Here is a 24865-nt window from a genome sequence, read left to right on the forward strand (position 1 = left end):
CTTTTTCCGTCGAAAAAATAACTAATTAGTCGTTTTATAGTTTAGTTTGTTTATCTCGTTAATGTTTTTGCCTATTCATGCTTTTAAACGTAATATTTCCGTTTTTGTTCAGGCAATTTTTTCTTGATGCTTTAATTTTTGAGAATAAGGGTACGTATTTGTTTGATTATAAAAAGGATAACGTATGAAAATAAAAAAGCAACAGCGTGGATTTGCTGTTGCTTTTGGGTTGATATATATTTGTTTTGCTATTTTTTCTCTTGACTGCTGTTGCGATATTCCGTAGGTGTCATTCCTAAGTATTTTTTTACATATTGTGCAAAAAACGACACATTGGGGAATTCAAAATCCACAGAAATTTCCTTAATACTTTTGTTGGAATGTCTCAGCTCCGGAATGATATGTTCAATGGCATTCTCATGAATCAATGTCAATGCATTTTTCCCGCTGATTTGCTTGACGATGCGCGACAGATACTTCGGCGAGTAACAGAATAAGTCGGCATAATAAGTCAATGTACGGTGTTTACCGTTGTCGGCTGTCAGCGCTTCCATGAATTGCTTGAAGATGAAGTCGGGTTGTTTGACAGGAGTGTGATATCCTTGCTTTTCTTTTTCAATAGACTTGCGGGTGGTTTCGGCCACCATCTCGCCATAAAATGCTGAAGCAATGTGCAGCAGAATCTCTTTCTGGTATTTGTCGGGTGGAGTCTGTATCTTGTCCTCTATCAGTTTCAGGTACTGGTGAAACGTTTCATTCCGGTTTTCTCCAAAATGCTTGATGGGGTTTTCCTGTATGTAACATATCGACTTCCAGCTATATTTCTGAGTCTGGGTCAGCCGTTGGATAAAGCGGTTGGAGAAACAGAATACTTTTACCTTATGGTTGGGACTGGCCATTACCTGACCTATAATAGTATTGGGCAGGCTAATCAGCAGGTCGTTGGCCTGTAAGTGTCGGGCCACGTTGTTCAGTTCCAATTTTACTTCTCCTTCCTCACAATAGAGCATCAGAAAAACTTCCAGTTTGACATTCCGGTTTTCCGGGAACACATTCTCCAGGCGTTCGGTCAGAAACATGTAATCGTCAATATGGCTTTGGGCATCGCAATGTGCCTGAAGCATTTCTATGTGAATATGTCTAATAATCTCTTCCATAATTCTTTTTTGCAAAGATGAAGATTTTTGGTCAAGGTGCTATGTCTTATTTTCTCTCAAGAATGTCTTATTTTCCATATTTCATGATTTTGACGGAAGGGTGGAGAAAATTGAACATCTCTGTGCGAAAATCGGTTGCCTTCCTTTTTCCCTTGCTTGCTACTTTTGCGCGAACAAAAAAAGAAACGAATATGACGAAAAAGATTGGAAAATTAAACGTATGGCTGATGTTGCTAGTTAGCTGTGCGATGGGGATAACTTCCTGTAAGACGGAAACCAAAGAAAACACTCAGAAAGGCTATAATCTTGTAACGCTTACAGCAGATACGGATAAGGAAATCATGACTTCGTATTCTGCCTCTATTGAAGGTATGCAGGACATTGACATTTATCCGCAAGTGTCAGGATATATTGAAAAGTTGAATGTATCCGAAGGAGATGTCGTACGACAGGGAGAAGTCTTGTTTGTGATTGACCAGGTTCCTTATAAGGCGGCTTTGGAAACGGCAGTTGCCAATGTGGAAGTAGCGAAAGCCAGTCTGGCTACAGCTGAACTTACGTATAAAAGTACAAAGGAACTGTACGCCAAGAAGGTAGTCTCCAGCTTTAACTTGCAGACAACTGAGAATGAGTATCTGACTGCCAAGGCACAGCTGGCACAGGCTAAGGCACAGGAGGTAAATGCGCGGAATAACCTTTCTTATACGGAAGTAAAAAGCCCCAGCAACGGGGTGATTGGCATGTTGCCTTACCGGGTAGGAGCACTGGTCAGTTCCAATATGTCGCAACCGCTGACCACTGTGTCAGATAATGACACCATGTATGTCTATTTCTCGATGACTGAAAATCAGCTTTTGGCTTTGGCACGTCAATACGGTACGATTGATAAGGCAGTAGAAAATATGCCGGCCATTCAGCTTCAGTTGAACGATGGCTCTGTGTACGAAGAAAAGGGAAAGATAGAATCTGTCAGTGGCGTGATTGACAAGGAGACGGGTACGGTAGGTGTACGTGCGGTATTTCCGAATGCTTCCCGTTTGCTGCACAGTGGGGCATCGGGTAACGTGCTGATTCCAAGTGTCTATAAGAAATGTATTGTGATTCCGCAGGGAGCTACCGTACAGTTGCAGGATAAGATTCTGGCTTATAAGGTGGTAGACGGAAAAGCGGTATCTACTTTAATAAAAGTAGCTCCGGTCAACGATGGGAAAGAATACATTGTGCTGGATGGACTGAAAGCTGGAGATGAGATTGTGGCCGACGGAGCCGGAATGATTCGTGAAGGAACGCAAGTAAAATAACAGACGATTATGAAAGGAAATATATTCATTAAGCGGCCGGTGATGGCCCTCTCCATATCGGTTCTGATTCTGATAGTGGGATTTATATCACTTTATACACTTCCCATGGAACAATATCCTGACATTGCTCCGCCTACCGTACGCGTGGAAGCCACTTATACTGGTGCCAATGCCGATGCGGTGATGAACAGTGTCATCATGCCGCTGGAAGAAAGTATCAACGGGGTAGAAAACATGATATACATTACCTCTACGGCTACCAATGCGGGTACAGCCGAAATCCTGGTATATTTCAAGCAGGGTACCGACCCGGATATGGCAGCGGTGAATGTGCAGAACCGTGTGTCTGCCGCACAAGGTCTGCTGCCTTCCGAAGTAACCGCTATTGGCGTCAGCACCATGAAACGCCAGAACAGCTTCCTTCAGATTAACAGTCTTATCAGCCCCGACAGGCGTTATGATGAAACCTTCCTGGCCAATTACCTTGACATCAATGTGATTCCCCAGGTAAAACGTATTCAGGGCGTAGGCGACGTGCAGCTGATGGGAGATACTTACAGTATGCGTATCTGGATGAAACCCGACAAAATGGCACAATACGGACTGGTTCCTTCTGATGTGACAGCCGTATTGGGTGAGCAGAATACGGAAGCACCTACGGGCTCATTGGGTGAAAGTTCGGACAATGTGTTTCAGTACACCATGAAGTACAAAGGTCGTCTGAAGAGCGTAGAAGAATTTGAAAACATGGTCATACGTTCGCAGAAAGACGGGTCCGTGCTTCGGGTAAAAGATATTGCGGAGGTAGAACTGGGACGTGAATCCTATAGTTTCCATGGCGAAGCAGATGGAGTTCCGGGAGTTACTTTCATGGTCTTCCAGGTGGCTGGTGCCAATGCTACGGCTGTAAACCAGGAAATCTCCGACTTGCTGGATGATATTTCAAAAGATCTTCCGGAGGGAACGGAGTTTATTCAGATGATGAGTGTGAACGACTTCCTTTTTGCTTCTATCGACAATGTGGTTGAAACCCTGGTGATAGCTATTATCCTGGTAGTGTTGGTGGTTTACTTCTTCTTGCATGACTTCAAGAGTACCTTGATTCCTTCCATTTCCATCATTGTGTCACTGATTGGTACGTTTGCCTTCCTGTCGGTGGCCGGATTCAGTATCAATATCCTGACCTTGTTTGCCCTTGTGCTGGCCATCGGTACCGTGGTGGATGATGCGATTATTGTAGTGGAAGCCGTACAAGCTAAATTTGATGTGGGGTATCGCTCGTCTTATCTTGCCACAAAGGATGCCATGAGTGATGTGACGATGGCCGTTGTGTCGTGTACCTTTGTCTTCATGGCTGTATTTATTCCGGTGACTTTCATGGGAGGAACTTCTGGGGTATTCTACACTCAGTTTGGTATTACGATGGCGGTGGCTGTAGGACTCTCCTGTATTAATGCCTTGACGCTCTGTCCGGCTTTATGCGCCATGATGATGAAAGCTTCTGACACGGAGAAAAGTATCAAGAGCTTCAGCGGTCGTATCCGTGCGGCTTACACCGTGTCATTTAATACGATGCTGGGCAAATATAAGAAAGGACTGATGTTCTTCTTCCATCATCGGTGGACTGTATGGGCTTCACTGGGTGTTGCCACTGTATTGCTGGTATATCTGATGTCGACTACCAAGACCGGACTGGTGCCTCAGGAAGACCAGGGAACCATGATGATTAATATCAGTACCTCACCTGGTAACTCTTTGGCTGAAACTAATAAGGTGATGGACAAGGTGCAGGATATATTGAAAGCTACTCCAGAGATAGAGCATTATTCGCGTATTACGGGATACGGATTGATTTCCGGGCAGGGTACGTCATATGGTACAGTCATCATCCGCTTGTATCACTGGGATGAACGAAAAGGTAAGGAACATTCGGTGGAAGCTGTCATGAAGCGCTTGAATGCTCAGTTCAGCGAGATAAAGGAGGCGCAGGTATTCTGTTTCCAGCCTGCCATGATTCCGGGATACGGTACCGGTAATGCGGTGGAACTTTATATGGAGGATAAAACGGGAGGCGACATGCAGCCGTTCTATGAGTCCGTACAAAAATTTATTATGACCCTTAACGAACGTCCGGAAGTGGCAATGGCCTATAGTTCATACGCCATGAACTTCCCTCAGATTGCGGTGGATGTAGATGCAGCTAAATGCAAGCGTGCCGGAATCAGTCCGAGTGATGTGCTCGATGTGGTGGGAGCCTATTGTGGAGGTTCGTACGTATCTAATTACAATAAGTATGGAAAGGTATACCGTGTCATGATTCAGGCTTCACCCGATGCCCGTTTGAATCAGCATGCGCTGGACAACATGTTTGTGCGTAATGGAACGGAGATGGCACCGGTCAGCCAGTTTGTGACACTGCGTTCTGTCTTAGGTCCGGAAATTGCCAAACGTTTCAACTTGTATAATACGATTGATGTGAATGTGAACGTGGCCGAGGGATATTCTACCGGTGAAGTTCAGAAAGCCATTAAGGAGGTTGCAGCACAGGTACTTCCTTCTGGCTACGGTTATGAATATGGAGGTATGGCACGTGAGGAAGCCAGCAGCGGAGGAGCACAGACCGTGTTCATCTATACCCTCTGTGTGGTATTGATTTACCTGATTCTTTCCTGCTTGTATGAAAGTTTCCTGGTGCCGCTGGCAGTAATTCTGTCCGTTCCTTTCGGATTGATGGGAAGCTTCCTGTTTGCCCGTGTGGCAGGGTTGGAGAACAACATCTATCTTCAGACTGGTGCCATCATGTTGATTGGTTTGCTGGCTAAAACAGCCATCTTGATTACAGAATATGCCATTGAACGCCGTCGTAAGGGTATGGGTATTATCTCTTCTGCTTATTCGGCAGCTCAGGCCCGTTTCCGCCCTATTATCATGACCGTCTTGTGTATGATTTTTGGTATGCTTCCGTTGATGTTCTCATCCGGTGCCGGAGCGAACGGAAACAGTTCATTGGCCACGGGTGTAGTAGGAGGTATGCTGATTGGTACGTTGGCCCTGCTCTTTGTGGTTCCGGTTTTCTTTGTGGTGTTCGAATACCTTCAGGAAAAATTGCGTGGCCCTATGCAGAAGGAACCCGACCAGCAGATTCTATATGAGAAGGAACAGACCTTGATTGAGAAAAGTGCCTTTAACACAGAAAAGTAAATGAACAATATGAATACATCAAAGATAATCGCATGTGGCGCAACGCTCTTGCTGAGCAGTTGCGGAATATATACCAGCTATGAACCGCAAACCTCGGTTCCCGAGAACTTGTACGATGAAGAGGTCACAGTTTCCGATACGGCAAGTATCGGAAACATTCACTGGCGGGATTTCTTTACAGACCCTTATTTGCAGGATCTGATTGAAAAGGGGCTGGCACAGAATACAGATGTGCAGACAGCCAGTCTGCGTGTGGAAGAAGCGAAGGCTTCTTTGCTTTCGGCCAAACTGGCTTTTCTTCCTTCCTTTGCTCTTTCTCCGCAAGGAGGTATCAATACGGTGGAAGGTAGCAAGGCTTCACACACCTATACGCTTCCGGTGACGGCCAGTTGGGAACTGGACATTTTCGGGAAACTACGTAATGCCAAGCGTCAGGCTAAATCTGCTTATCTGCAAAGTGAAGATTATAAGCAGGCAGTATACTCCAGCCTGATAGCCAATATTGCGAATACATATTACACGTTATTGATGCTCGATGAGCAACTGGAGATTTCCCGTCAAACGGCCGATACGTGGAAGGAAACCGTGGAGTCTACGCAGGCCCTGATGGATGCGGGACAGGCCGATGAGGCAGCCGTTTCACAGATGAGAGCTACTTATTATGAAGTAGAGAACTCGGTGATGGATTTGGAAGAACAGATTAACCAGGTGGAAAACAGTCTGTCTTTGCTGCTGGCAGAGACACCGCATAAGATTGCGAGAGGAAAACTTTTTGGTCAACAATTCACCTCACGTTTGTCTGTGGGAGTTCCACTTCAGATGCTTTCCAACCGTCCGGACGTGCGTATGGCCGAACGTGACCTGGAACAAGCGTTTTATGTGACCAATCAGGCTAATTCAGCCTTTTATCCGTCCATAACCTTAAGTGGAAGTGCCGGATGGACAAATTCAGTGGGTGGACTGATTACCAATCCGGGTAAGTTTGTTACCTCAGCACTGGCTTCACTGACGCAGCCGCTGTTTAACAGAGGAACGTTGATTGCCCGCCGGCGCATTGCCAAGGCACAGCAGGAAGAGGCTCTTCTGGCTTTTGAGCAAAAGTTGCTGGATGCCGGTACGGAAGTGAACGAAGCGCTGGTGTCTTATCAGATAAGCAAAAGGAAAAAAGATAATTACGAAAATCAGGTGGCTGCCCTGGAAAAGGCTTTCACCAGTACGTCACTGCTGATGCAGCATGGCAACACGACCTATCTGGAAGTGCTGACTGCCCGGCAGACGTTGTTAAATGCCCAGCTCTCTCAAACCGCTAACTGTTTCAAGGAGATACAAAGCCTTATCAACTTGTATCAGGCGCTGGGTGGAGGACAGCATATTTAGTTCTCTTTTTTAGTTTCTATTGTGTTTGCAGGCGAATGTTACTTGACTGCTTTTCCTCTTTTCTCTCTCTCATACTTATATTCATTTTTGTATTCATACCCTGAGAGGAAAACAGTCAAGTACATTCGTTCTTGTTTTTTATTGGTGCAATTTCTTATTCAAACATAATTTTACCGAAAAATTCCGGACAGTGGAAGCAGGGCTTCGGCAAGTCTATTTTGTTCCATGACAGGAAGTGCGGGGTATGTTGTAAGTCGCCGCATTTGTAGAAATTGGCATGAGCAGTCATTCCTTTGAAACCTTTAAGCTGATGACGGAAGAATGCTTCCTTCGGGATGCAAAGGGCCAGCTGCCAGCCGCATTCTCCCATACGTTCTTCAAAAGGAGCTTTGTCGAGCGAGGTCCAGCGGTCTACTTTTCGGGTGATTTCCACTGGTGCATGAGGTCTGTCGCCCGGTCTTCCACCACCGATGAGCAAGGTACCTCCACAGTTGCATTCAAAGTTATAATAGATATTTTCTTCCTGGTCTTCGGGAAGCTGGAAGAAGAATTCACAGCAGGAGTCTTCCCATACTCTGCCGTTATCTTCTGCTGCTACGGCACGTACGCTTTCTTCCTTGACGCGGTAGTTCAGCAAAATGGCATCTCCCGTGTGAGCGATGCGGAATTCCACTTCAGGACGGTAAGGATAGTCCTTCCAGTTTACACAATCGATAGCCTGAAATTCAATATGGTTTTCATCGAGCAATGCCGGAATGTCTTTTGCCGGGACAAGTGAATGTCCTGTAATTTCATGTACATGTAATTCTTTCATGGTGATTTCTTATTTAGTAATTGAATTAGATTTATTCTTGCTTGTTCAAAATTATTAAAGCTCCGATAACTCCCGGAATCCATCCGCACAGGGTGAGAATGAAGACAATCAGTACTGAGCCGCAGCCTTTATCAATCACGGCAAGAGGCGGAAAAATAATGGAGAGAATAACTCTGATTAATGACATTTCTGTATCGTTTTTGGAAATTTGCAGGAAAGTTATTGAAAAGATTCGGAACTGGCAATAATTTGTGACAGATTCAGGAACTTTCTTTCAATATCATCTTATGTGAAGAACTATTTTACAGGACTTTGGCTTCAATACAAAAAAACGAGTGCATCGAAGCGGATACACTCGTTTTTTTATGATACCTCTGAAAGGTATTGTATACAGTAAACTTTACAACTTTCTGTCAAAAAGACCGAACATCCCCCGGTCTGCAAAGGGGTTACACACTCATTAGCTGAGCATTACGTAACCCCAAATCATCGGGTCTCCCTTGAAGACCTTCTGAATGAAATTCTTCATCGTTTTCATGTTGTTACCCTTTCTTTTTAGTGAATAAAAAACTTTAATACCTTAAATCTAAAACCTAATCTAAAAATACGTCGTCATCCCGACGAGGTAAAAACAATCTTTTTAAATCCTATAACAATCTTTTTCCTGGTAACCGTTGAACTTTCGTTCTTGATTACGCTGCAAAGATAGGGCTTTTTTGAATAGAATATATGTTTTATAACATGAAATTTCGATTTTCCGGTGTTTTATTGATGTAAATCAACAAAACGGCTTTAAACGGAGTGCTTGGCGGCGCACTTGGCGCAGATACCTTTCACGATGTAGTTCACTTTTCGGGCAATGAAGCCTTCGGGCAGGTCGATGTGTGGTATCAGGTCTTCGTTCAGGCAGTAGGTATTCTGGCAGATTTCGCAATAGAAGTGGCAATGGGCCTCTTCTTCGTGGCAGTGTCCGTGGTTGTGGCAGATGCAGTATTTGTGTGAGCCGCTGCCGTCGTCTACACTGTGTATCAGGTGGTGCTCGTGGAAGAGCACGAGGGTGCGGAAGATGACCGACTTGTCGATGCTGTCGAGTTGCCTTTCCAACGTGCTCAGGCTGAACGTGTCACTGTTACGGGCAATGGCTTCATAGATGAGCAGTCGGGTAGAGGTGGGACGGATGCCGGCCGACTCTAAAATGGGACTATAGTCTTCAGTTTTCATAAGAAATGGATGCTTATCTGTTGACAGCAGCAAAGATAAGCATCCATTTTGGTAACCTGGTTGTTTTTCAGGCAGGTTTTTTAGTCGGCCAGTCCGAGCTTTTTCTTCATGTCCTTGCTCAGGGCACCCTTGTGTACAAGCACGTAGATGGTCTTGGCACGTACGTAGCTTTCCGACATGTTCAGGTAACCGCCGAAATCATTGCGGTCGGTTCCCCAGGAGTTTTTGGTGATGTAGTATTTCGTGCCGTTCTGGTCCTTGGCAATGCCGGTGAGGTGCATCAGGTGGTCATCGGTTGTCACGAAAGATTCGTATCCTTTCTGGCGGATTTCGGGAGTTACCTTGACTTCCGGACAAGGATATTCAAATTTGAAGGCTTCGTTGAGTCTTTCCTGTGCATCCATACCTTGCCAGCGGGCAAAGTCAGTATCCTTCAGGTCTTCTGTCTTTCCGGTTTCCGGATTGATGGCTACTCCGTGCTTGAAAGAGAAACCTTTTTCGCTGACGTCTCCGTCCCAGCATACGGTGTAGCCGTTTTTCAGCGCATAGTCTGTAGCTTCCATCATCTCATCCAGCGGAAGGTTGTACATCTTGGCATGTTCCCAGTTGTCGGGAATCTCTACTTCAAAGGCCTGGTAGTAGGGCTTGTGGGTAAAGCTGGTCAGCATGACGTAGTCTTCGGGATGGATGTCCAGGCTCTGTGCGAAGGACTGCGGAGTGTATTCCTTGCCTTTGTAGGTGAATTTTTCAGGCAGTTCGCCCATGTAGATGTCGAACAGGCTCTTGATCAGCTTGTCGTATTCCGGACTGCGCTGGCGCATCTGTACGGCCTTTTCGGCAATGACTTCCATATAAGAGGCCAGTTCCTTGTGGTTGTGGGTAGGAGAGTTGTAATTGATACCGCTGTACACTTCTTCCGGCACGATGCCTACCTGAGTGAAAGCCGTAAACCAGCTGGGTGAGATGCTTCCCTGACCGATGTTGCCTTTTCCGTGGCGCAGGTAGTTGTCGTTCAACTGGTTCATGTATTTCTGACGGACAATGTACATTTCCGAGAGATCAAATTCACCTTTTCCCTGACGCAGGAGTTCGGCTTCGATGAAAGAGGTAGTGGCAAAGCACCAGCAAGTACCGGTAGCAGCCTGATTCTTGACCGGAGTCACTTTCTGGTTGACTACGGTAGTAAACTGGTAGCCTTCGGCCTTGGGCTGTGCCTGAAGCGTGGCCGAAGCAAGAAGTAATGCAGAGATAAATGTAACTGTTTTCATATCTTTTCTATGTGTTTTTTTATGTGTGTATTAATAAGGAATCAGAATCCGAAACGGTAGTCATTCCAGTATTTGGCGGTCATTTCGTCCCAGCGCAGAAGGGTAGCTCCGATAAAGTCTTTGGTATAGTCGGTCAGATAAGCCTTAGCAGCTTCTTCTCCCTGACTCTTGACCAGCTCGGCATAGCGTTGTTCCACCATCGGCAGTTCTTCCAGTCCTTTTCTTTCAAAATGGAGCAGGTTCTTTTCCAAAATCTTCCGGGCATTTCCCCATCTCACGGTAGCCAGCTTGTTGGCCTGGCGATAGTGCCACAAGGCAGCATCCAGGCGGTAGCGGTGGTTGCCGCAAATCTTGAACATTTCTGGCATGTCGGTCGTACCGCAGAAGATGGGCACGCGCGGACTCTGTCCGGGGTTGTCCATGCTAAACCAGCAGACACCTCCCACGGCATCCGGAAGCCAGTCGCGCAACTGGATAACGGTAGAGTACGCACATTGCGGCACGGCCACGTTGCGGTTGGCTGTCACGGTACCTTTTTGCAGGGCATTGAACAGCTGTACCTCGTCGGTACGCATCCACGGGTTAGCACGCGGACTGGTAATGGTATCGGTCTTTCCGGTTTTTCTGTCTTTGACAGCCACTTTCAGGTTTTTCGTTACGCTCCATTCCGTGCCTTCATACGTCTGGCGCAGGTAAGCCATCACGTCGGCATTGCTGATTTTCTTTTCCGGTTTTACACTCAGCGGCAGTTCCTCATCGTCCATGCTAAGCTTGAGCGACGGAGCCAGTGTGCTCAGGATAAAGAACTCGCGGATGCTGAATGCCTGCATCTTGCCGAAATAGTTCGGACCTCCGTAAACTTTCCAGAACTTGAACGGTTCCTTGCCGTCCCACAGCTTGAGTTTCTTGGCCACGCTGAACACGTTTTCAGAAGCCATATAGTTACGTGTATCCTTCAGGTTGAGTGTGCTGATGCGTGAGATATTGGCCGATACGCCCACTTCATCGTCGGGGATACGTACGGCAGCCCATACACCGCCAATCTGGTCGGGACCTTCGCCGAAAATTTCAAAGTGCCATACTTCCTTCGGGTCGGCAATGGTCAGACATTCGCCCGAATCGCCGTAGCCGTATTCCTTCACCAGCTTACCCATGAGCTGAATGGCATCGCGAGCCGTGGTGCAGCGTTGCAATGCCACGCGGGCCAGTTCTTCAATCATGAACATTCCTTTAGGGTTCCGCAGGGTATCCCGTCCGCTGATGGTAGTTTCTCCCATGGCCAGCTGCTTCTCATTCAGGCACGGATAAGCCGTATCCAGAAAAGCGTAGGTATGTTTGGCTTGCGGAATCTGTCCTTTTACGGTCAGTTTTGTCTGGTCGTTGACCGATTCCGTGTGCATGCGTCCGTCGTAAATGTTCATCACAGTGTCGTTGGCAAAGTCTGCTGCCGGTACTACGTTTACCCACGTACGGTACCAGCTGTCGCAGGTGTGGCTCGTCATGACAGAGCCGTCGGTTGAGGCCAGTTTCCCTACCATGATACTGGTACAGCAGTCCGGATCGCGCGGCAAAGTCTGTTGTGCCAGCAAAAGCTGAGAGAATGCAACCCCAATAACGAATAAAATGTTACGTATTTTCATGATTTTATATTAAAATGATACCTTTCTGCAAAGGTAGTAAAAAAAGGAGGAAATCGACAAGGGCATAAAGGATAAAAACAGAATTCCGGTGTGTAACGTGCTGGGGTGAAATAAGAGAAAACATCAGTACGGAGTGTTCCGAAAGCCTTTGCTGTAATTATGTTTCCCTGCCGCGAAACCTATGTTTCCCGGTGCGGAACCTTATGTTTCTCTTGTGGAAAACGTAGGTTTTTGCGGAGAGAAACATAAATCGTGTGGCACGGTTGCTCGTTTATTTCCTGTACGTTTTTCAATCAGGAAAGAGAGGGGGAAGGGGCTTTGCCTTTGGAGACAAAAAAGGCCGTCTCCCTTGTTTTCGGTGGGAGACGGCCTTCAGATTATTTAATTTCGAATTCTTCCTTCATGTCCATTTCCTGGTTGTTCACGTCAAAGAATTTATATTGCAGGAACGCCAGGTTCTGGTTCGGAACGATTTTGATGCCAAATCCATATTTCATCTGCCATTTGCGCTTCATGGACATGAGTCCCTGATTTACGTAGGCAGCGACATAAGGATGAATGTGTAGTGTGAATTTCTTCACTTTCAGCTTGTTGACCATATAGTCAATCTTACTTTCCAATGTATCGGTAAACAGGATGGAAGGTTTGATTTTTCCTTTTCCGAAACATACTGGGCAGTCCTCATCAGTAGTGACATCCATGGCCGGACGCACACGCTGGCGCGTGATTTGCATAAGTCCGAATTTGCTCAGAGGAAGGATGTTGTGCTTGGCCCGGTCTTTCTGCATGTTCTGGCACATGCGTTCGTAAAGTTTCTGCCGGTTTTCAGCCAGGTTCATATCGATGAAGTCTACCACAATGATACCTCCCATATCCCTTAGACGAAGCTGGCGTGCCAACTCATCGGCTGCGCCCAAATTTACGTCGAGTGCATTCGCTTCTTGTCCGTTGGTCGATTTGGAACGGTTTCCGCTGTTTACGTCCACCACATGGAGTGCTTCCGTATGTTCGATAATCAGGTAAGCTCCGCTCTTGTAGGAAACGGTTTTCCCGAAAGAGGATTTGATTTGCTTGGTGATGCCGAAGTTATCGAAAATAGGGAGCTGGCCGGTGTAGCGCTTCACGATGCCCGTACGCTCGGGAGCAATGAGTGCTACATAATCTTTTACTTCGTTGAAAACGGTTTCGTCGTTCACATAGATGTTTTCGTACGACGGGTTGAACAAGTCGCGCAGCATGGCTACGGTACGGCTTGTTTCCTCATAAACCAGTGAGGGCAGTTTGGTGGCCTTCTGTACTTTCGTGATGGTTTCTTCCCAATGTTTCAGCAGGACTTTCAGTTCCGCATCCAGTTCTGCCACGCGCTTTCCTTCGGCCACGGTACGTACGATGACTCCGAAGTTCTTAGGCTTGATGCTCTGCAGCAGTTGTTTGAGGCGTGCTCTTTCCTCGCTGGATTTTATTTTTTGTGAAACGGATACTTTGTCGTTGAAAGGTATCAGTACCAGATAGCGTCCGGCGAACGACAATTCGCAGGTCAGTCGCGGCCCCTTGGTGGAAATCGGTTCCTTGACAATCTGTACGATGACTTCCTGTCCCTGCTGGAGCACGCTGGAAATGGTTCCATCCTTTTCAATGTCGGGCAGCATGGAAGCTTTCGACATGGGATAGAGCTTTTTCCGGTCGCTGATTACTTGCTTGAGGTACTTCTGGTAAGAATGAAATTGTGGTCCCAAGTCCAGGTAGTGAAGAAAAGCGTCTTTCTCAAAGCCTACGTCTACGAAGCAGGCGTTGAGGCCGGGCATGAGTTTCCGGACTTTTCCTACGTACATGTTACCTACGGAAAAGGAGAGGTTTCGTTCCTCTTTCTGGAACTCTACCAGGTTCTTGTCCTCCATGAGGGCGATAGAAATTTCCTTGGGCTGTACGTCTACTACTAATTCGCTTGTCACTTTGTTACTTGGTTTTTTGTTTTTACTAGGTTGCTAATTACACAAAGAACAAACCTGAAAGGCTTTTGTTGAGCTTTGCAAGTTTGTTCTTTATTGAAGTCGGACAGACTAACAATTATTTTTTGCTTTTATGTCTGTTCTTTCTTAGTCTTTTTTTACGTTTGTGTGTAGACATTTTATGTCTTTTTCTTTTCTTTCCGCTTGGCATAGCTTCAAAATTTTATGGGTTAATACTAAATGTTAATTATTTTTTTACTGATAGAGTAAATGTTTTTGCTGGTTTAAATGCCGGAATATTGTGTTCCGGAATAATAATGGTAGTGTTCTTAGAAATATTACGAGCAGTTTTCTGCGCTCTTTTCTTTACAATGAAACTACCGAAACCACGGAGGTAGACATTCTCATCTTTCGACAAAGATTCTTTTACTGATCCCATGAACGCCTCAAGGGTTGCTAATACTGTTGCCTTGTCAATACCTGTGTTCTTGGCAATTTCGTTTACAATATCTGCTTTAGTCATTGCGCTAATAATTATTGTTATACGTTATCTTAAATTTTTGGACTGCAAATATATAGCTTTTCTGTATCTTTCGAAAATTTCTCGGGAATATTTTTTTAGAAAACTCGTGCTTTTTTGAGAGTTACGAGTCTTTTATACAGCTGTATGACGTGGTTTTTCTGTATATGTCGGGCAAATGTATTATTTTTGCAGCCAAATTATAGATTGGATGAATTTGTTTGCGACTACAATAATTGACTGGTACAAGGAGAACAAGCGTGACCTGCCTTGGCGTGACACTAAAGACCCTTATAAGATATGGATTTCGGAAATCATTCTTCAGCAGACCCGTGTGGTGCAGGGATATGACTATTACTGCCGTTTCATGGAGCATTTCCCGGATGTAGAAACACTGGCAAAGGCTTCAGAAGACGAAGTGATGAAGTGCTGGCAGGGGCTGGGCTATTATTCGCGTGCCCGTAACTTGCACGAAGCTGCGCGTACGATTGCCGAAAAAGGAGCTTTCCCCGTGCGTTATGAAGATGTAAGGGCATTGAAAGGGGTGGGAGACTATACGGCCGCAGCCATTTGTTCCTTTGCTTACGACATGCCGTATGCGGTGGTCGACGGGAATGTGTATCGCGTATTGTCTCGGTGGCTGGGCGTGGAAGAACCCATTGATACAGGAGCAGGGAAAAAACTGTATGCTTCGCTAGCCGATGAAATGATGGACAAGTCGCGTCCGGCATTGTATAATCAGGCCATCATGGATTTCGGGGCCTTGCAATGTGTGCCGTCGTCGCCTTCCTGTCTGTTTTGTCCGCTTTCAGACAGTTGTGTGGCCCTGCAAAAGAATTTGGTGGATAAACTTCCCTGGAAAGCACGTAAAACGAAGGTATTAGATCGTTATTTTTCTTATATTTACGTGCGTGCAGGCGTGCATACATTTATAAAAAGGCGTGAAGCCGGAGACATCTGGCAGAATCTGTATGAGTTTCCGCTGATTGAAACGGAACAGGAAGTGGGGGAAGAAGAGATTTTCTCTCTTCCGGCATTCCGGGAACTGGTAGGTAACCGCTCCATACGTATGTTCCGCGTGGTATCGCCTGAGGTGAAACACGTGTTGTCACACCGGGTAATCCATGCCCGATGTTACGAAGTAGAATTGGAAGAGGAAGATGCTGTTCTTTCTGGATTTCAGCGCGTTCTGATTGACGATTTGCATAAATTCCCGGTGTCGCGCTTGATATCTCGTTTTTTTTCGTTACTTTTGAAACCAAATTATAAAAAATAAAATCATGTCATTGAATAAAGTACAATTGATTGGAAATGTAGGGAAAGACCCTGAAGTAAGATATTTGGACAGTGGAGTAGCTGTGGCTACTTTCCCGCTGGCTACCACAGACCGTGCTTATACGCTGGCCAATGGCACACAGGTGCCTGAACGTACGGAATGGCATAACATCGTGTTGTGGCGCGGACTGGCTGAAACTGCCGAAAAATATGTACACAAAGGCGATAAACTGTATATTGAAGGGAAAATCCGTACTCGTTCATACGACGACCAGAATGGAGTGAAACGTTATGTGACGGAAATTTTTGGTGACAATATGGAAATGCTGACTCCGCGTGCTGCACAGCCTACTGCCCCTGCACAACCACAGGCCGCTTCGCCGGTTGCCGCTGCTGCTCAGCCTGAGAACAATCCTTCGGATGATCTGCCGTTTTAATCTCAGGCGGTCTTAAATAGATGTTTAACTACAGGTAGATAGAATGGACCCTGACTCGTGTTTGCTCCGCTGGACGGAGCTTTGTGACGGAATTACCGTAATGCCCCTTTCGTTAGGGGCTGCTTTTGCTTTGCTGCTTGCCCTTGCGTTATTATATACTTCGGGCTTTGTTTCTGCTTCTGAAATAGCTTTCTTTTCGTTATCTCCTTCTGACTTGAACGATATAGAGGAGGAGAATCATCCTTCTGACTCTAAAATCAAGGCCTTGCTTGATGATTCAGAGCGTCTGCTGGCCACTATTCTGATTTCGAATAACTTTGTCAATGTGACGATTATCATGCTGTTGAACTATGTGTTTGCCAGTGTGATTGATTTTGGAGAGGCAAAAATTCTGGAGTTTTTGATTGTAACGGTCGTATTGACCTTCCTGCTGTTGCTGTTCGGAGAAATTATGCCGAAAATTTATTCGGCACAGCACACTTTACCCTTTGCCCGTAAGGCGGCTCCCGTAGTAACGGTTTTGCGTACCGTATTTTGGCCCATATCCTCGTTGCTGGTCCGGTCTTCTTTTTTCATCAACCGATTTTCACAGAAGCGGAAAGTCCGGAACCTGTCGGTCAATGAACTTTCTCAGGCGCTGGAATTGACGGATATTCAGGAAACACCGGAAGAAAACAATATGCTGGAGGGAATCATCCGTTTTGGAGAAGAAACGGCGAAGGAAGTAATGACCTCCCGTCTGGATATTGTGGATTTGGAAATACATTCTACCTTTTCAGAGGTATTGAAGTGTATCAATGAAAACGGATATTCACGCATTCCGGTGTATGAAGAAACGCGTGACCATATCAAAGGAATCTTGTATATCAAGGACTTGCTGCCTTATCTGGATAAGGGTGAGGATTTCAAATGGCAGAACCTGATTCGCCCTGCCTTGTTTGTGCCGGAAAATAAGATGATTGGCGATTTGCTGCGTGATTTTCAGACGAACAAGATTCACATCGCCGTAGTGGTGGATGAATTTGGAGGTACGTCGGGCATCGTGACGATGGAGGACATCATCGAGGAGATTGTCGGAGAAATCAATGACGAATACGATGAGGAAGAGCGCACGTACGTGAAACTGACGGAAAACGTGTATGTATTCGAAGGAAAGACTCTGTTGTCGGATTTTTATAAGATTATCAAGGATAGTGAGGAGGTATTTGAGGATGTTTCTGGGGATGCGGATTCACTGGCCGGCCTTTTGCTGGAACTGAAGGGAGAGTTCCCCGCATTGCATGAGATTATCAATTACCAGAATTACCGTTTTGAAATTCTGGAGATGACTTCGCGTCGTATCCAGAAGGTGAAAGTGACCATCTTGCCTGTGGCTCAGGAAGAAGACGAGTCGAAGGAGAAGTAAGTATGCCGCTGCTGAAGATTTGGACGGAGGAAAATGGCCGATGGGGAATCTGGCAGGTGACGGAAACGCTGGAGGAACTTTATGCCTGTCTGTCGGACGACGTGGTGCGGCAAGAACTTGAACGTCTGAAAGCTCCTTCCCGGAAAATGGAATACCTGGCAGTCCGTGTGCTACTGAAAACGATGTTGGGAAAAGAAGTACGGATTGGACATGAAACTTCCGGAAAACCGTTTCTGACAGGAGGGGAGTATCATGTATCCATTTCTCATACGAAAGGATATGTGGCAGTCGGTTTGCATGAGTCTGCTCAGTCCGGCATTGATATTGAGGCTTATGGCGAGCGGGTACGGAAGGTAGAGTCTCGGTTTGTGAGGGAAGACGAGATGCCGGAAAGAGCACGGATGGAGTCGCGTGAAGAACTGTATCAGTTGCTCTTGCACTGGTCGGCAAAGGAAACCATGTACAAAGTGCTTGATATGGCAGAAGTGGATTTCCTGCAACACCTCAAAGTGTGCCCTTTTAAACTATCTTCCTCCGGAACGTTTACGGGTGAATCATATCGGAAAGCGGACAAGGCCCGTTTTTTGATTCATTATCTGATACATCCTGAGTTTGTCTGTACCTATTGTCTGAATACCGCTTGCAGCACAAACAATGGATGAGTTTGTTTATGAAAGAAAAAAGATGAACAAGAAATTACGTAAAACAATTCGGCTGACGGCCATTTCGTTAGGAGCGTTACTGACTGTATTCTTGTTGGCCGTAACCATCGTGGTGAATTTTATTTTTACACCGGAAAAGTTGACGCCGGTGGTGTTGAATGTAGCCAATCAGTCATTGAATGCCCGTTTGCAGATGAAAAGCGTGGAACTGACCTTCTTTTCCACCTTTCCTCGATTCGGACTGAAGGTGACGGATGGAGTATTGGTGTCCAAAGCCATTAATGACACGTTGTGGCAGAAGACCGATTCACTGGTTTCTTTCAAGAAATGTGTGGTAGTGGTGAATCCGGTGGATTATCTGCTGCATGATAAAATCAGCCTGCGCTATCTGGGACTGGAAGATGCGTCGGTATATGCTTTCAAGAATAAGGAAGGAAAAAGCAACTGGGACATCGTGAAGAGTACGGAAGAGACAGTAGAAGAGGATACCACATCGCAGAAGCCTCAGATTCAGGAAATAGACATAAACCGTGTGGCCTTGAAGCGTACGAACGTGACGTTCGACGACAGGGATACAAGGGTATACGCCCGCGTGCAGAACCTGAACATGAATCTGAAAGCTTCCTTGAAGAAAGATTATTCCATGTTGGCACTGGAGTATGACAACGAGAATTTGCTCTTCTGGCAGGACGGACAGCTATTGGTGAATCACCTGGCTGTAGGACTGAATGCGGATATGCAACTGGATCGTGTTTCCCGACGACTTACGCTGAAGGATACGGGACTGACATTAAATGGAATAGCCCTCGACTTGTCGGGTACCCTTGGGCGGGATACGATTGGCGGACCGGCTTCGGTAGATTTGACCTATAAGTTGCATGCCCCGTCGCTGGAAACCGTGTTTAATATGATTCCAGAGAGTGTGCTGAAGCGTCAGGAGCTTACTGCCAAAGGAGAGGTTACGTTAGAAGGAACCTTGAAGGGGCTTTATGGCAAACAGCGGATGCCGGAAGCTACACTTCACATGAGCATTAATCAGGCTTCGGCGAAGTATGCCGATTTACCTTGTGGTATTGACGACCTGACGGCTGAATTTAGTGGGTACGTTGATTTCATGCGCCACAAGCCCTCGTATGCTGATTTGAAAATATTCCGTTTCAAGGGAGCTCACACCGATATATTAGCTGACGGAAAAGTGGAAGATTTGTTGGGCGACCCTGACATCACTTTTCATACCCGTTCGGAAATAGACCTTACGGCACTGGCCAAGACTTTCCCCTTGCAGGAAGGAGTGTCGATAGGTGGTCGGGTGGGAGCCGACTTCCGCTTGCATTGTCGCTTGTCGACTATTCAGAAGCAGGACTGGGGGCGTGTTCGTTTGAAAGGAAAGCTGGATATGCAGGACATGTTCTTGCGCGATACCAAGAAGAATTTTGAATTTACCAGCCAGGCCGCTCTCCGTTTCATTGGAGAAGACAATCTTGCCGCACAAATGAACATTCGCAAGGCTTCCTTGCGTACTGCGGCTATTTCTGCCAATCTGGATGAATTGAATGCCACCGTCCGGTCTACGAATCCGCAGGATACGACCCGTCTGATTGACGTGGAATGTAAATTGCAGATGAGTCGTCTGAAAGGAGAGATGGGTGATTCGTTGAAGGTGTTCAGTAAAAAGGCAAAGGCTTCCTTGCACCTGCAGCCGGGCAAACTGAATCCGGCCATGCCGAATATAAAGGTAGCCTTGGAGACCGATACACTCTTCTGCCGTATGGGCGGTATGAAAATGGGTATGGACAAGGGAGGCTTTAACTTGACGGCTGAAAAGGTACGCGATTCAGTATGGCTTCCCAAAGGAATTGTCGGATTCAACCGACTAACTTTAAGAATCCCTGAACTGGCTTTGCCGGTGAGAATGCGAAAAACAGCCGTAACGGTAGGCGATAGAGTTATCACTTTGAAGAATGCCAGCATGCGCATCGGACGTTCCAACTTGACGGCAAGCGGATCGGTTTACGGCTTGTATGCGGCAATGAAGAAAGGAAAAATGCTGAAGGCCAATCTGGAAATTGCTTCCCGCAACCTCGATTGCAATCAGTTGATTAATGCACTGAATTTCCCGCAGGATACACTTCAGATAGAGACCGACACGGTATCGTCGGCAGAACCGATGCAGTTGTTTGTCATTCCGAAGAATATTGATTTCGAGTTGAAGACCAACCTGAACAAGGTGACTTACGGGAATATGGTGTTTGAAAATGTGCAAGGAGCGGTAGATATTCGCAATCAGGCGGTTTATCTGAAAAAGCTGACCATGCGCGGACTGGAAGCAGACTTGGAAACCACGTTGGTATATCGTGCCCGCAGGAAAACAAGAGGCTATGCCGGTTTTGACTTCCGTTTGCGCAAGGTAAATATCGGTAAGCTGGTCGATTTCATACCTTCGCTTGATACGATTGTACCGATGCTCCGTTCCTTCAAGGGAATGGTCGATTTTGATGCTACGGCCGAGGCTGTGCTTGATTCCAACCTGAACGTGAAGATTCCAAGTCTGAAAGCGGCCATGCACATCAAAGGCGACAGTCTGGTACTGATGGATGGAGAAACCTTTGCCGAAATATCCAAGACACTGATGTTCAAGAACAAGAAACGGAATGTGTTCGACAGTATTTCGGTGAACCTGACCGTGCAGGACGGCAATGTGACGGTATATCCGTTCTTACTTCAGATAGACCGCTACAAGGCGGCTGTGGGAGGAACTCAGGGTCTGGATATGAACTTTAACTATCACATCTCTGTGCTGAAATCGCCGCTGCCGTTCAAGGCGGGAGTGAATATTACCGGAAACCTGGACAAGATGAAAATCCGTATCGGCAAGGCGAAGTATAAAGATGCAGTTACGCCTGTGGAAATCCGGAAAGTGGACAGCACACGTGTAAACATGGGGCAGGAGATTATTCATAGCTTTGAACGCGTAATAAGCCGTACATACAGGGGAAAACTTCCGCAAGGTGCTGAGTGAGGTAAGTTTGCATATTTATCTGAATAATTGTATATTTGCGAACGAGAGACAGAATTTATACGAGTATTAACACTATTAATTATTAAAATCTTCATTATTTATGTTTAACAAGCATCCTAAAGGTCTGATACCGGCTGCACTTTCTAACATGGGGGAGCGTTTCGGCTACTACATCATGAATGCCGTACTGGTATTGTTTCTTTGTTCTAAATTTGGTATAAGTGAGGAAAAAAGTACACTTATCTATTCATTCTTTTATGCAGGTATTTATCTGTTAAGTCTTGTGGGGGGGCTGATAGCCGACAGAAAGCAGAATTATAAAGGTACAATCATGGCCGGTCTCGTGGTCATGGCTGTTGGATATATTGCATTATCTATTCCTATTACTGCCAATGCAGGTAATACATCCTGGTTGCTTACGCTTACTTGTATTGCCTTGTTCTTTATCGCATTTGGTAATGGTCTGTTCAAGGGAAATCTTCAGGCCATTGTAGGTCAGATGTACGATGACCTTGAAGCAGAGGCTGCAAAGAAGGGGGAAAAGGAACTGATTGAAGCTAAGAGCAAGAGAGATTCCGGATTCCAGATATTTTATGTATTTATCAATATTGGTGGACTTATCGCTCCGTTTATCGCTCCTTTGTTGAGAAGCTGGTGGCTGAGTGCACACAATATGGTCTACAATGCTGGTCTTCCTGCTCTGTGCCATGAATATATAGCAAAAGGTGCAGACGGTATGTCGGCTGAGGCTATGGGTAACTTGAATCAGCTGATGTCACAGTGTGTGGGTGAAACTTCCGATATGGCTGCTTCTTGCGCACAGTATTTGCAGGTATTTAATGAAGGTATTCATTATTCATTTGTTGCATCTGTTGCCGCAATGCTTATTTCTTTGATTATCTTCTTTGTGACCAAGAGTCAGTTCCCAAATCCGGGGAAGAAGGAAGCAGCTGCTGCTGTTACTTATACAGCTGAAGAAAAGGCTACCATGGCTAAGGAAATCAAACAGCGTCTTTACGCCTTGTTTGCAGTGCTTGGCGTGGTTATTTTCTTCTGGTTCTCATTCCATCAGAATGGTACTTCACTTTCACTCTTTGCGAGAGACTTCGTTGATACATCTACAATTGCTCCGGAAATATGGCAGGCAGTGAATCCTTTCTTTGTGATCACATTGACTCCGGTCATCATGATGATTTTCGGTTCTCTTTCAAGAAGAGGCAAGGAAATTTCTACTCCGCGTAAGATTGCCATCGGTATGTTCATCGCAGGTTTGGCTTATCTCTTCTTGTCTGTATATTCACTCATTATGGGTTATCCTTCTGCTGCAGAATATCGAGAACTTCCTATTGACCAGCAGGTAAAAGCCGGTGCATGGGTGTTGATTGTTCTTTACTTCCTGCTTACGGTAGCTGAGTTGTTTATCTCTCCACTTGGATTGTCATTCGTTTCGAAGGTGGCTCCAAAGCATCTTTTGGGACTTTGCCAGGGATTGTGGCTTGGTGCAACAGCTGTAGGTAATCTTCTGTTGTGGATTGGCCCACTTATGTATAACGCCATTCCTATCGGATATTGCTGGGCTATTTTCATGATTGTATGCCTCATTTCAATGGGAGTCATGCTGTTTATGGTAAAATGGCTGGAACGTGTAGCAAAATAAATTAATGACATCATTATAGATTCTGAACCCCTCATGTGATTCAGCATGAGGGGATTTTTATTTAACCTTAATATTTTGAGCTATGTTTAATGTAAGGTTTAGTTTATTGTTTTGCGTTGTTTATGTATTTTCCGGGTTTTCTTTAAAAGCGCAAGATGTAAAGGTCTCTTATGAGGCTATGGGAAAGAACTATATTCTGAAAGCGGAAAATAGTTCATTCTATCCTTATACTATTCAGATTGTTTTTACGAAACTTACAGGAGCTTCTGGAATGACAACGGATGTTCCTTATATTTCTGTAGCAGGTAATGGAATTAGCCGGTTGTTGACCTTAAAACGTGAAGTGGAAGAAGTACCTGTCGGCTTCGCTTATCAAAGTAGGAGTTATAGGGGGAACTGGAAAACTGATTCAGATTCATCTTTTGTTTATCTTCCACCTGTAGCTCCAGGGAAAAAAGTAGATATTCATATATTGACTTCCTTGGAGGATTTTTTTCAAAGAGATAGAAAAGGGAAAAAAGTGACAGGATTGGCTTTTCGTATGAATGAGGGAGATACAGTGTATGCCATGCGTGGTGGATTGGTTTGTGATGTTCATCAGTATCAAGCTTCAGAGGCCGAGAAACCTGGAAGCAGGGTGTATGCACGAACCGAAAATTATGTAGTTGTTTATCATAAAGACGGGAGTTTCGCCACTTATAAATTATTTAAGAATGAAGGTGTATTTGTAGAGCCTGGAGAAAACATAGAGGCGGGAGAGCCGATTGGAGTTATTGGCGGAAACAATTATCGTCAAGGAGCGCATTTACGTCTGCAAATGAGTGGATGCTTTGGCGATTCGGATAAGGATTATGCCATAGAAGGAAGAGCATATCATTCATTTATACCCATCATAGCAGTTAATGAATCAGAAACTTGTAAGCCTGATGGGCAAACTGCTCAGTTTGAATCTTCTCATCCGGCAGACTTGATTATGAAAGAAATGAGTAAAAGGGAAAAGAAGCAATATCTGAAAAAGATGAATGGAAAATGAAGGGGAGGTTGCCTTAGTCTTGAAGGAAGCCTCCTCTCTTTAATGTTAGCGTAATTTTCCACTGCCATGACAACTTGGGCATTGTCCTCCGCCATGACATATACTGCAATCATGATATATTCCGTTGTTATCTTTCCATTCTCCTCTGCCTGCACACATGGTACATCTTCCTGTTCCATGGCAGTTAGGGCATGCTCCATAGTCTTTTGTTGAGTTTGATTGATTGCTGTTATTGAAGTTACGGTTCATCATTGCTGCATTTCCTTGAATTTCTATTTGCATCTTAAGTGCATTTCTGAAATTTTGTCTTGTTTGGTCAGTGGCTGGCCAAAAACCATTTTGGTTGATTCTCTCTATAGCCTGTTTAGCATTTATACTACCATACTGGCTACCTAATGAGTAACATTCTTTGGCTAACTCATGATTTACGTTTACTCCCATTCCTAGCTCACAACAAACACCGATAAAAAACATTGCCTCTGCATTTTCTAATTTCATGGCTTCTTCAAAGGCGTCAAATGCTTCTTTGTAATTTCCGTGTACTAATGCAGCTTGTCCTTTTCCGCATAATCCTAAAGCTTTTCCATATTCATACGCTTTCTGGTTTTGGTATTGAGGGTCAGCCATCAGTCCGCTACCGCCACAAAAAAGGCATGAAGCGTAACCAGCTCTTCCCGTACCTCCACAATAAATACATGTAACTTTAGGTATGTTTCTTTGTGCGTGGCTTGCTAAAGGTAAAGTTAGTAATAGGTATAGCAATATTTGTAGTCCTGAATATAATGTTTTCATATGTTCTGATTAAATTTTGATGGTTGTTTATATTAGAATGCATAGCCCAACTTGAGTTGGAAATTGTTTGTGAACAGGTTTCCACTGCATATTCCGGCGGATACCCGTTCAGCATTTCCGGTGATATCCGTTCAGTC

Annotated in this window: 19 protein-coding genes; 10 read left to right on the plus strand and 9 right to left on the minus strand. The window is 45.4% G+C overall.

What is annotated here, in order from left to right; genetic code table 11:
* Positions 1-248: 248 nt before the first annotated feature.
* Positions 249-1157: a helix-turn-helix domain-containing protein gene (locus tag DXD04_RS09695; protein ID WP_117672949.1), complete on the minus strand. Its 909-nt coding sequence runs from the start codon at positions 1155-1157 to the stop codon at positions 249-251.
* Positions 1158-1348: 191 nt separating this feature from the next.
* On the opposite strand from DXD04_RS09695, the gene DXD04_RS09700 reads away from it, so the two are divergent.
* The 3 genes from DXD04_RS09700 to DXD04_RS09710 are packed head-to-tail and all read left to right on the plus strand — an operon-like array spanning position 1349 to position 7036.
* Positions 1349-2458, plus strand: coding sequence for an efflux RND transporter periplasmic adaptor subunit (locus DXD04_RS09700; RefSeq protein WP_117672993.1), 1110 nt, complete (start codon positions 1349-1351; stop codon positions 2456-2458).
* A gap of 9 nt (positions 2459-2467) precedes the next feature.
* A complete protein-coding gene (locus DXD04_RS09705; protein WP_117672951.1) occupies positions 2468-5659 on the plus strand; it encodes an efflux RND transporter permease subunit in 3192 nt (1063 codons plus the stop codon).
* 9 nt (positions 5660-5668) lie between these two features.
* A complete protein-coding gene (locus DXD04_RS09710) occupies positions 5669-7036 on the plus strand; it encodes a TolC family protein (RefSeq protein ID WP_409034802.1) in 1368 nt (455 codons plus the stop codon).
* Between the two features lie 154 nt (positions 7037-7190).
* Here DXD04_RS09710 and DXD04_RS09715 read toward each other — a convergent pair whose 3' ends face one another.
* The 7 genes from DXD04_RS09715 to DXD04_RS09750 form a co-directional block, all read right to left on the minus strand.
* Positions 7191-7850 (minus strand): carbohydrate-binding family 9-like protein, encoded by a 660-nt coding sequence (locus DXD04_RS09715; protein ID WP_117672956.1) that lies wholly within the window; start codon positions 7848-7850, stop codon positions 7191-7193.
* Between the two features lie 31 nt (positions 7851-7881).
* The gene (locus DXD04_RS09720; RefSeq protein WP_022053772.1) at positions 7882-8037 is read right to left on the minus strand and encodes a YqaE/Pmp3 family membrane protein; all 156 of its coding nucleotides are present in this window, start codon (positions 8035-8037) and stop codon (positions 7882-7884) included.
* Positions 8038-8642: 605 nt separating this feature from the next.
* Complete coding sequence (locus DXD04_RS09725; RefSeq protein ID WP_117672959.1) at positions 8643-9071, minus strand: Fur family transcriptional regulator; 429 nt, start codon at positions 9069-9071, stop codon at positions 8643-8645.
* A gap of 80 nt (positions 9072-9151) precedes the next feature.
* Positions 9152-10339, minus strand: coding sequence for a C1 family peptidase (locus DXD04_RS09730; protein WP_117672961.1), 1188 nt, complete (start codon positions 10337-10339; stop codon positions 9152-9154).
* Positions 10340-10380: 41 nt separating this feature from the next.
* A complete protein-coding gene (locus tag DXD04_RS09735; RefSeq protein ID WP_117672963.1) occupies positions 10381-11979 on the minus strand; it encodes a dipeptidase in 1599 nt (532 codons plus the stop codon).
* A gap of 377 nt (positions 11980-12356) precedes the next feature.
* The gene (locus tag DXD04_RS09745; RefSeq protein WP_007563673.1) at positions 12357-13931 is read right to left on the minus strand and encodes an Rne/Rng family ribonuclease; all 1575 of its coding nucleotides are present in this window, start codon (positions 13929-13931) and stop codon (positions 12357-12359) included.
* Between the two features lie 244 nt (positions 13932-14175).
* Positions 14176-14451, minus strand: a complete 276-nt coding sequence (locus DXD04_RS09750; RefSeq protein ID WP_007563675.1) for an HU family DNA-binding protein — start codon at positions 14449-14451, stop codon at positions 14176-14178.
* Between the two features lie 208 nt (positions 14452-14659).
* Here DXD04_RS09750 and mutY point away from each other — a divergent pair, with 208 nt between their 5' ends.
* The 7 genes from mutY to DXD04_RS09785 all read left to right on the plus strand — a co-directional run bounded on the left by mutY (position 14660) and on the right by DXD04_RS09785 (position 23936).
* Entirely contained in the window at positions 14660-15724 is a 1065-nt protein-coding gene (gene mutY / locus DXD04_RS09755) for an A/G-specific adenine glycosylase (protein ID WP_022053768.1), read from the plus strand.
* A gap of 4 nt (positions 15725-15728) precedes the next feature.
* Positions 15729-16160, plus strand: a complete 432-nt coding sequence (locus DXD04_RS09760; RefSeq protein WP_117672977.1) for a single-stranded DNA-binding protein — start codon at positions 15729-15731, stop codon at positions 16158-16160.
* 43 nt (positions 16161-16203) lie between these two features.
* Positions 16204-17565: a gliding motility-associated protein GldE gene (gldE, locus tag DXD04_RS09765; RefSeq protein WP_117672979.1), complete on the plus strand. Its 1362-nt coding sequence runs from the start codon at positions 16204-16206 to the stop codon at positions 17563-17565.
* A gap of 2 nt (positions 17566-17567) precedes the next feature.
* Positions 17568-18227 (plus strand): 4'-phosphopantetheinyl transferase family protein, encoded by a 660-nt coding sequence (locus DXD04_RS09770; protein WP_117672981.1) that lies wholly within the window; start codon positions 17568-17570, stop codon positions 18225-18227.
* Positions 18228-18249: 22 nt separating this feature from the next.
* Positions 18250-21246: an AsmA family protein gene (locus DXD04_RS09775; RefSeq protein WP_117672995.1), complete on the plus strand. Its 2997-nt coding sequence runs from the start codon at positions 18250-18252 to the stop codon at positions 21244-21246.
* Between the two features lie 100 nt (positions 21247-21346).
* Entirely contained in the window at positions 21347-22903 is a 1557-nt protein-coding gene (locus tag DXD04_RS09780) for a peptide MFS transporter (RefSeq protein ID WP_117672983.1), read from the plus strand.
* Between the two features lie 82 nt (positions 22904-22985).
* Positions 22986-23936, plus strand: a complete 951-nt coding sequence (locus DXD04_RS09785; protein ID WP_022053762.1) for a M23 family metallopeptidase — start codon at positions 22986-22988, stop codon at positions 23934-23936.
* A 45-nt stretch (positions 23937-23981) separates the two neighbouring features.
* Here the strand turns inward: DXD04_RS09785 and DXD04_RS09790 are convergent, their stop codons facing one another.
* Positions 23982-24728, minus strand: a complete 747-nt coding sequence (locus DXD04_RS09790) for an SEL1-like repeat protein (RefSeq protein WP_022053761.1) — start codon at positions 24726-24728, stop codon at positions 23982-23984.
* Between the last annotated feature and the right edge of the window lie 137 nt (positions 24729-24865).

The sequence above is a fragment of the Phocaeicola plebeius genome (assembly GCF_003437535.1).
Taxonomy (GTDB): domain Bacteria; phylum Bacteroidota; class Bacteroidia; order Bacteroidales; family Bacteroidaceae; genus Phocaeicola; species Phocaeicola plebeius_A.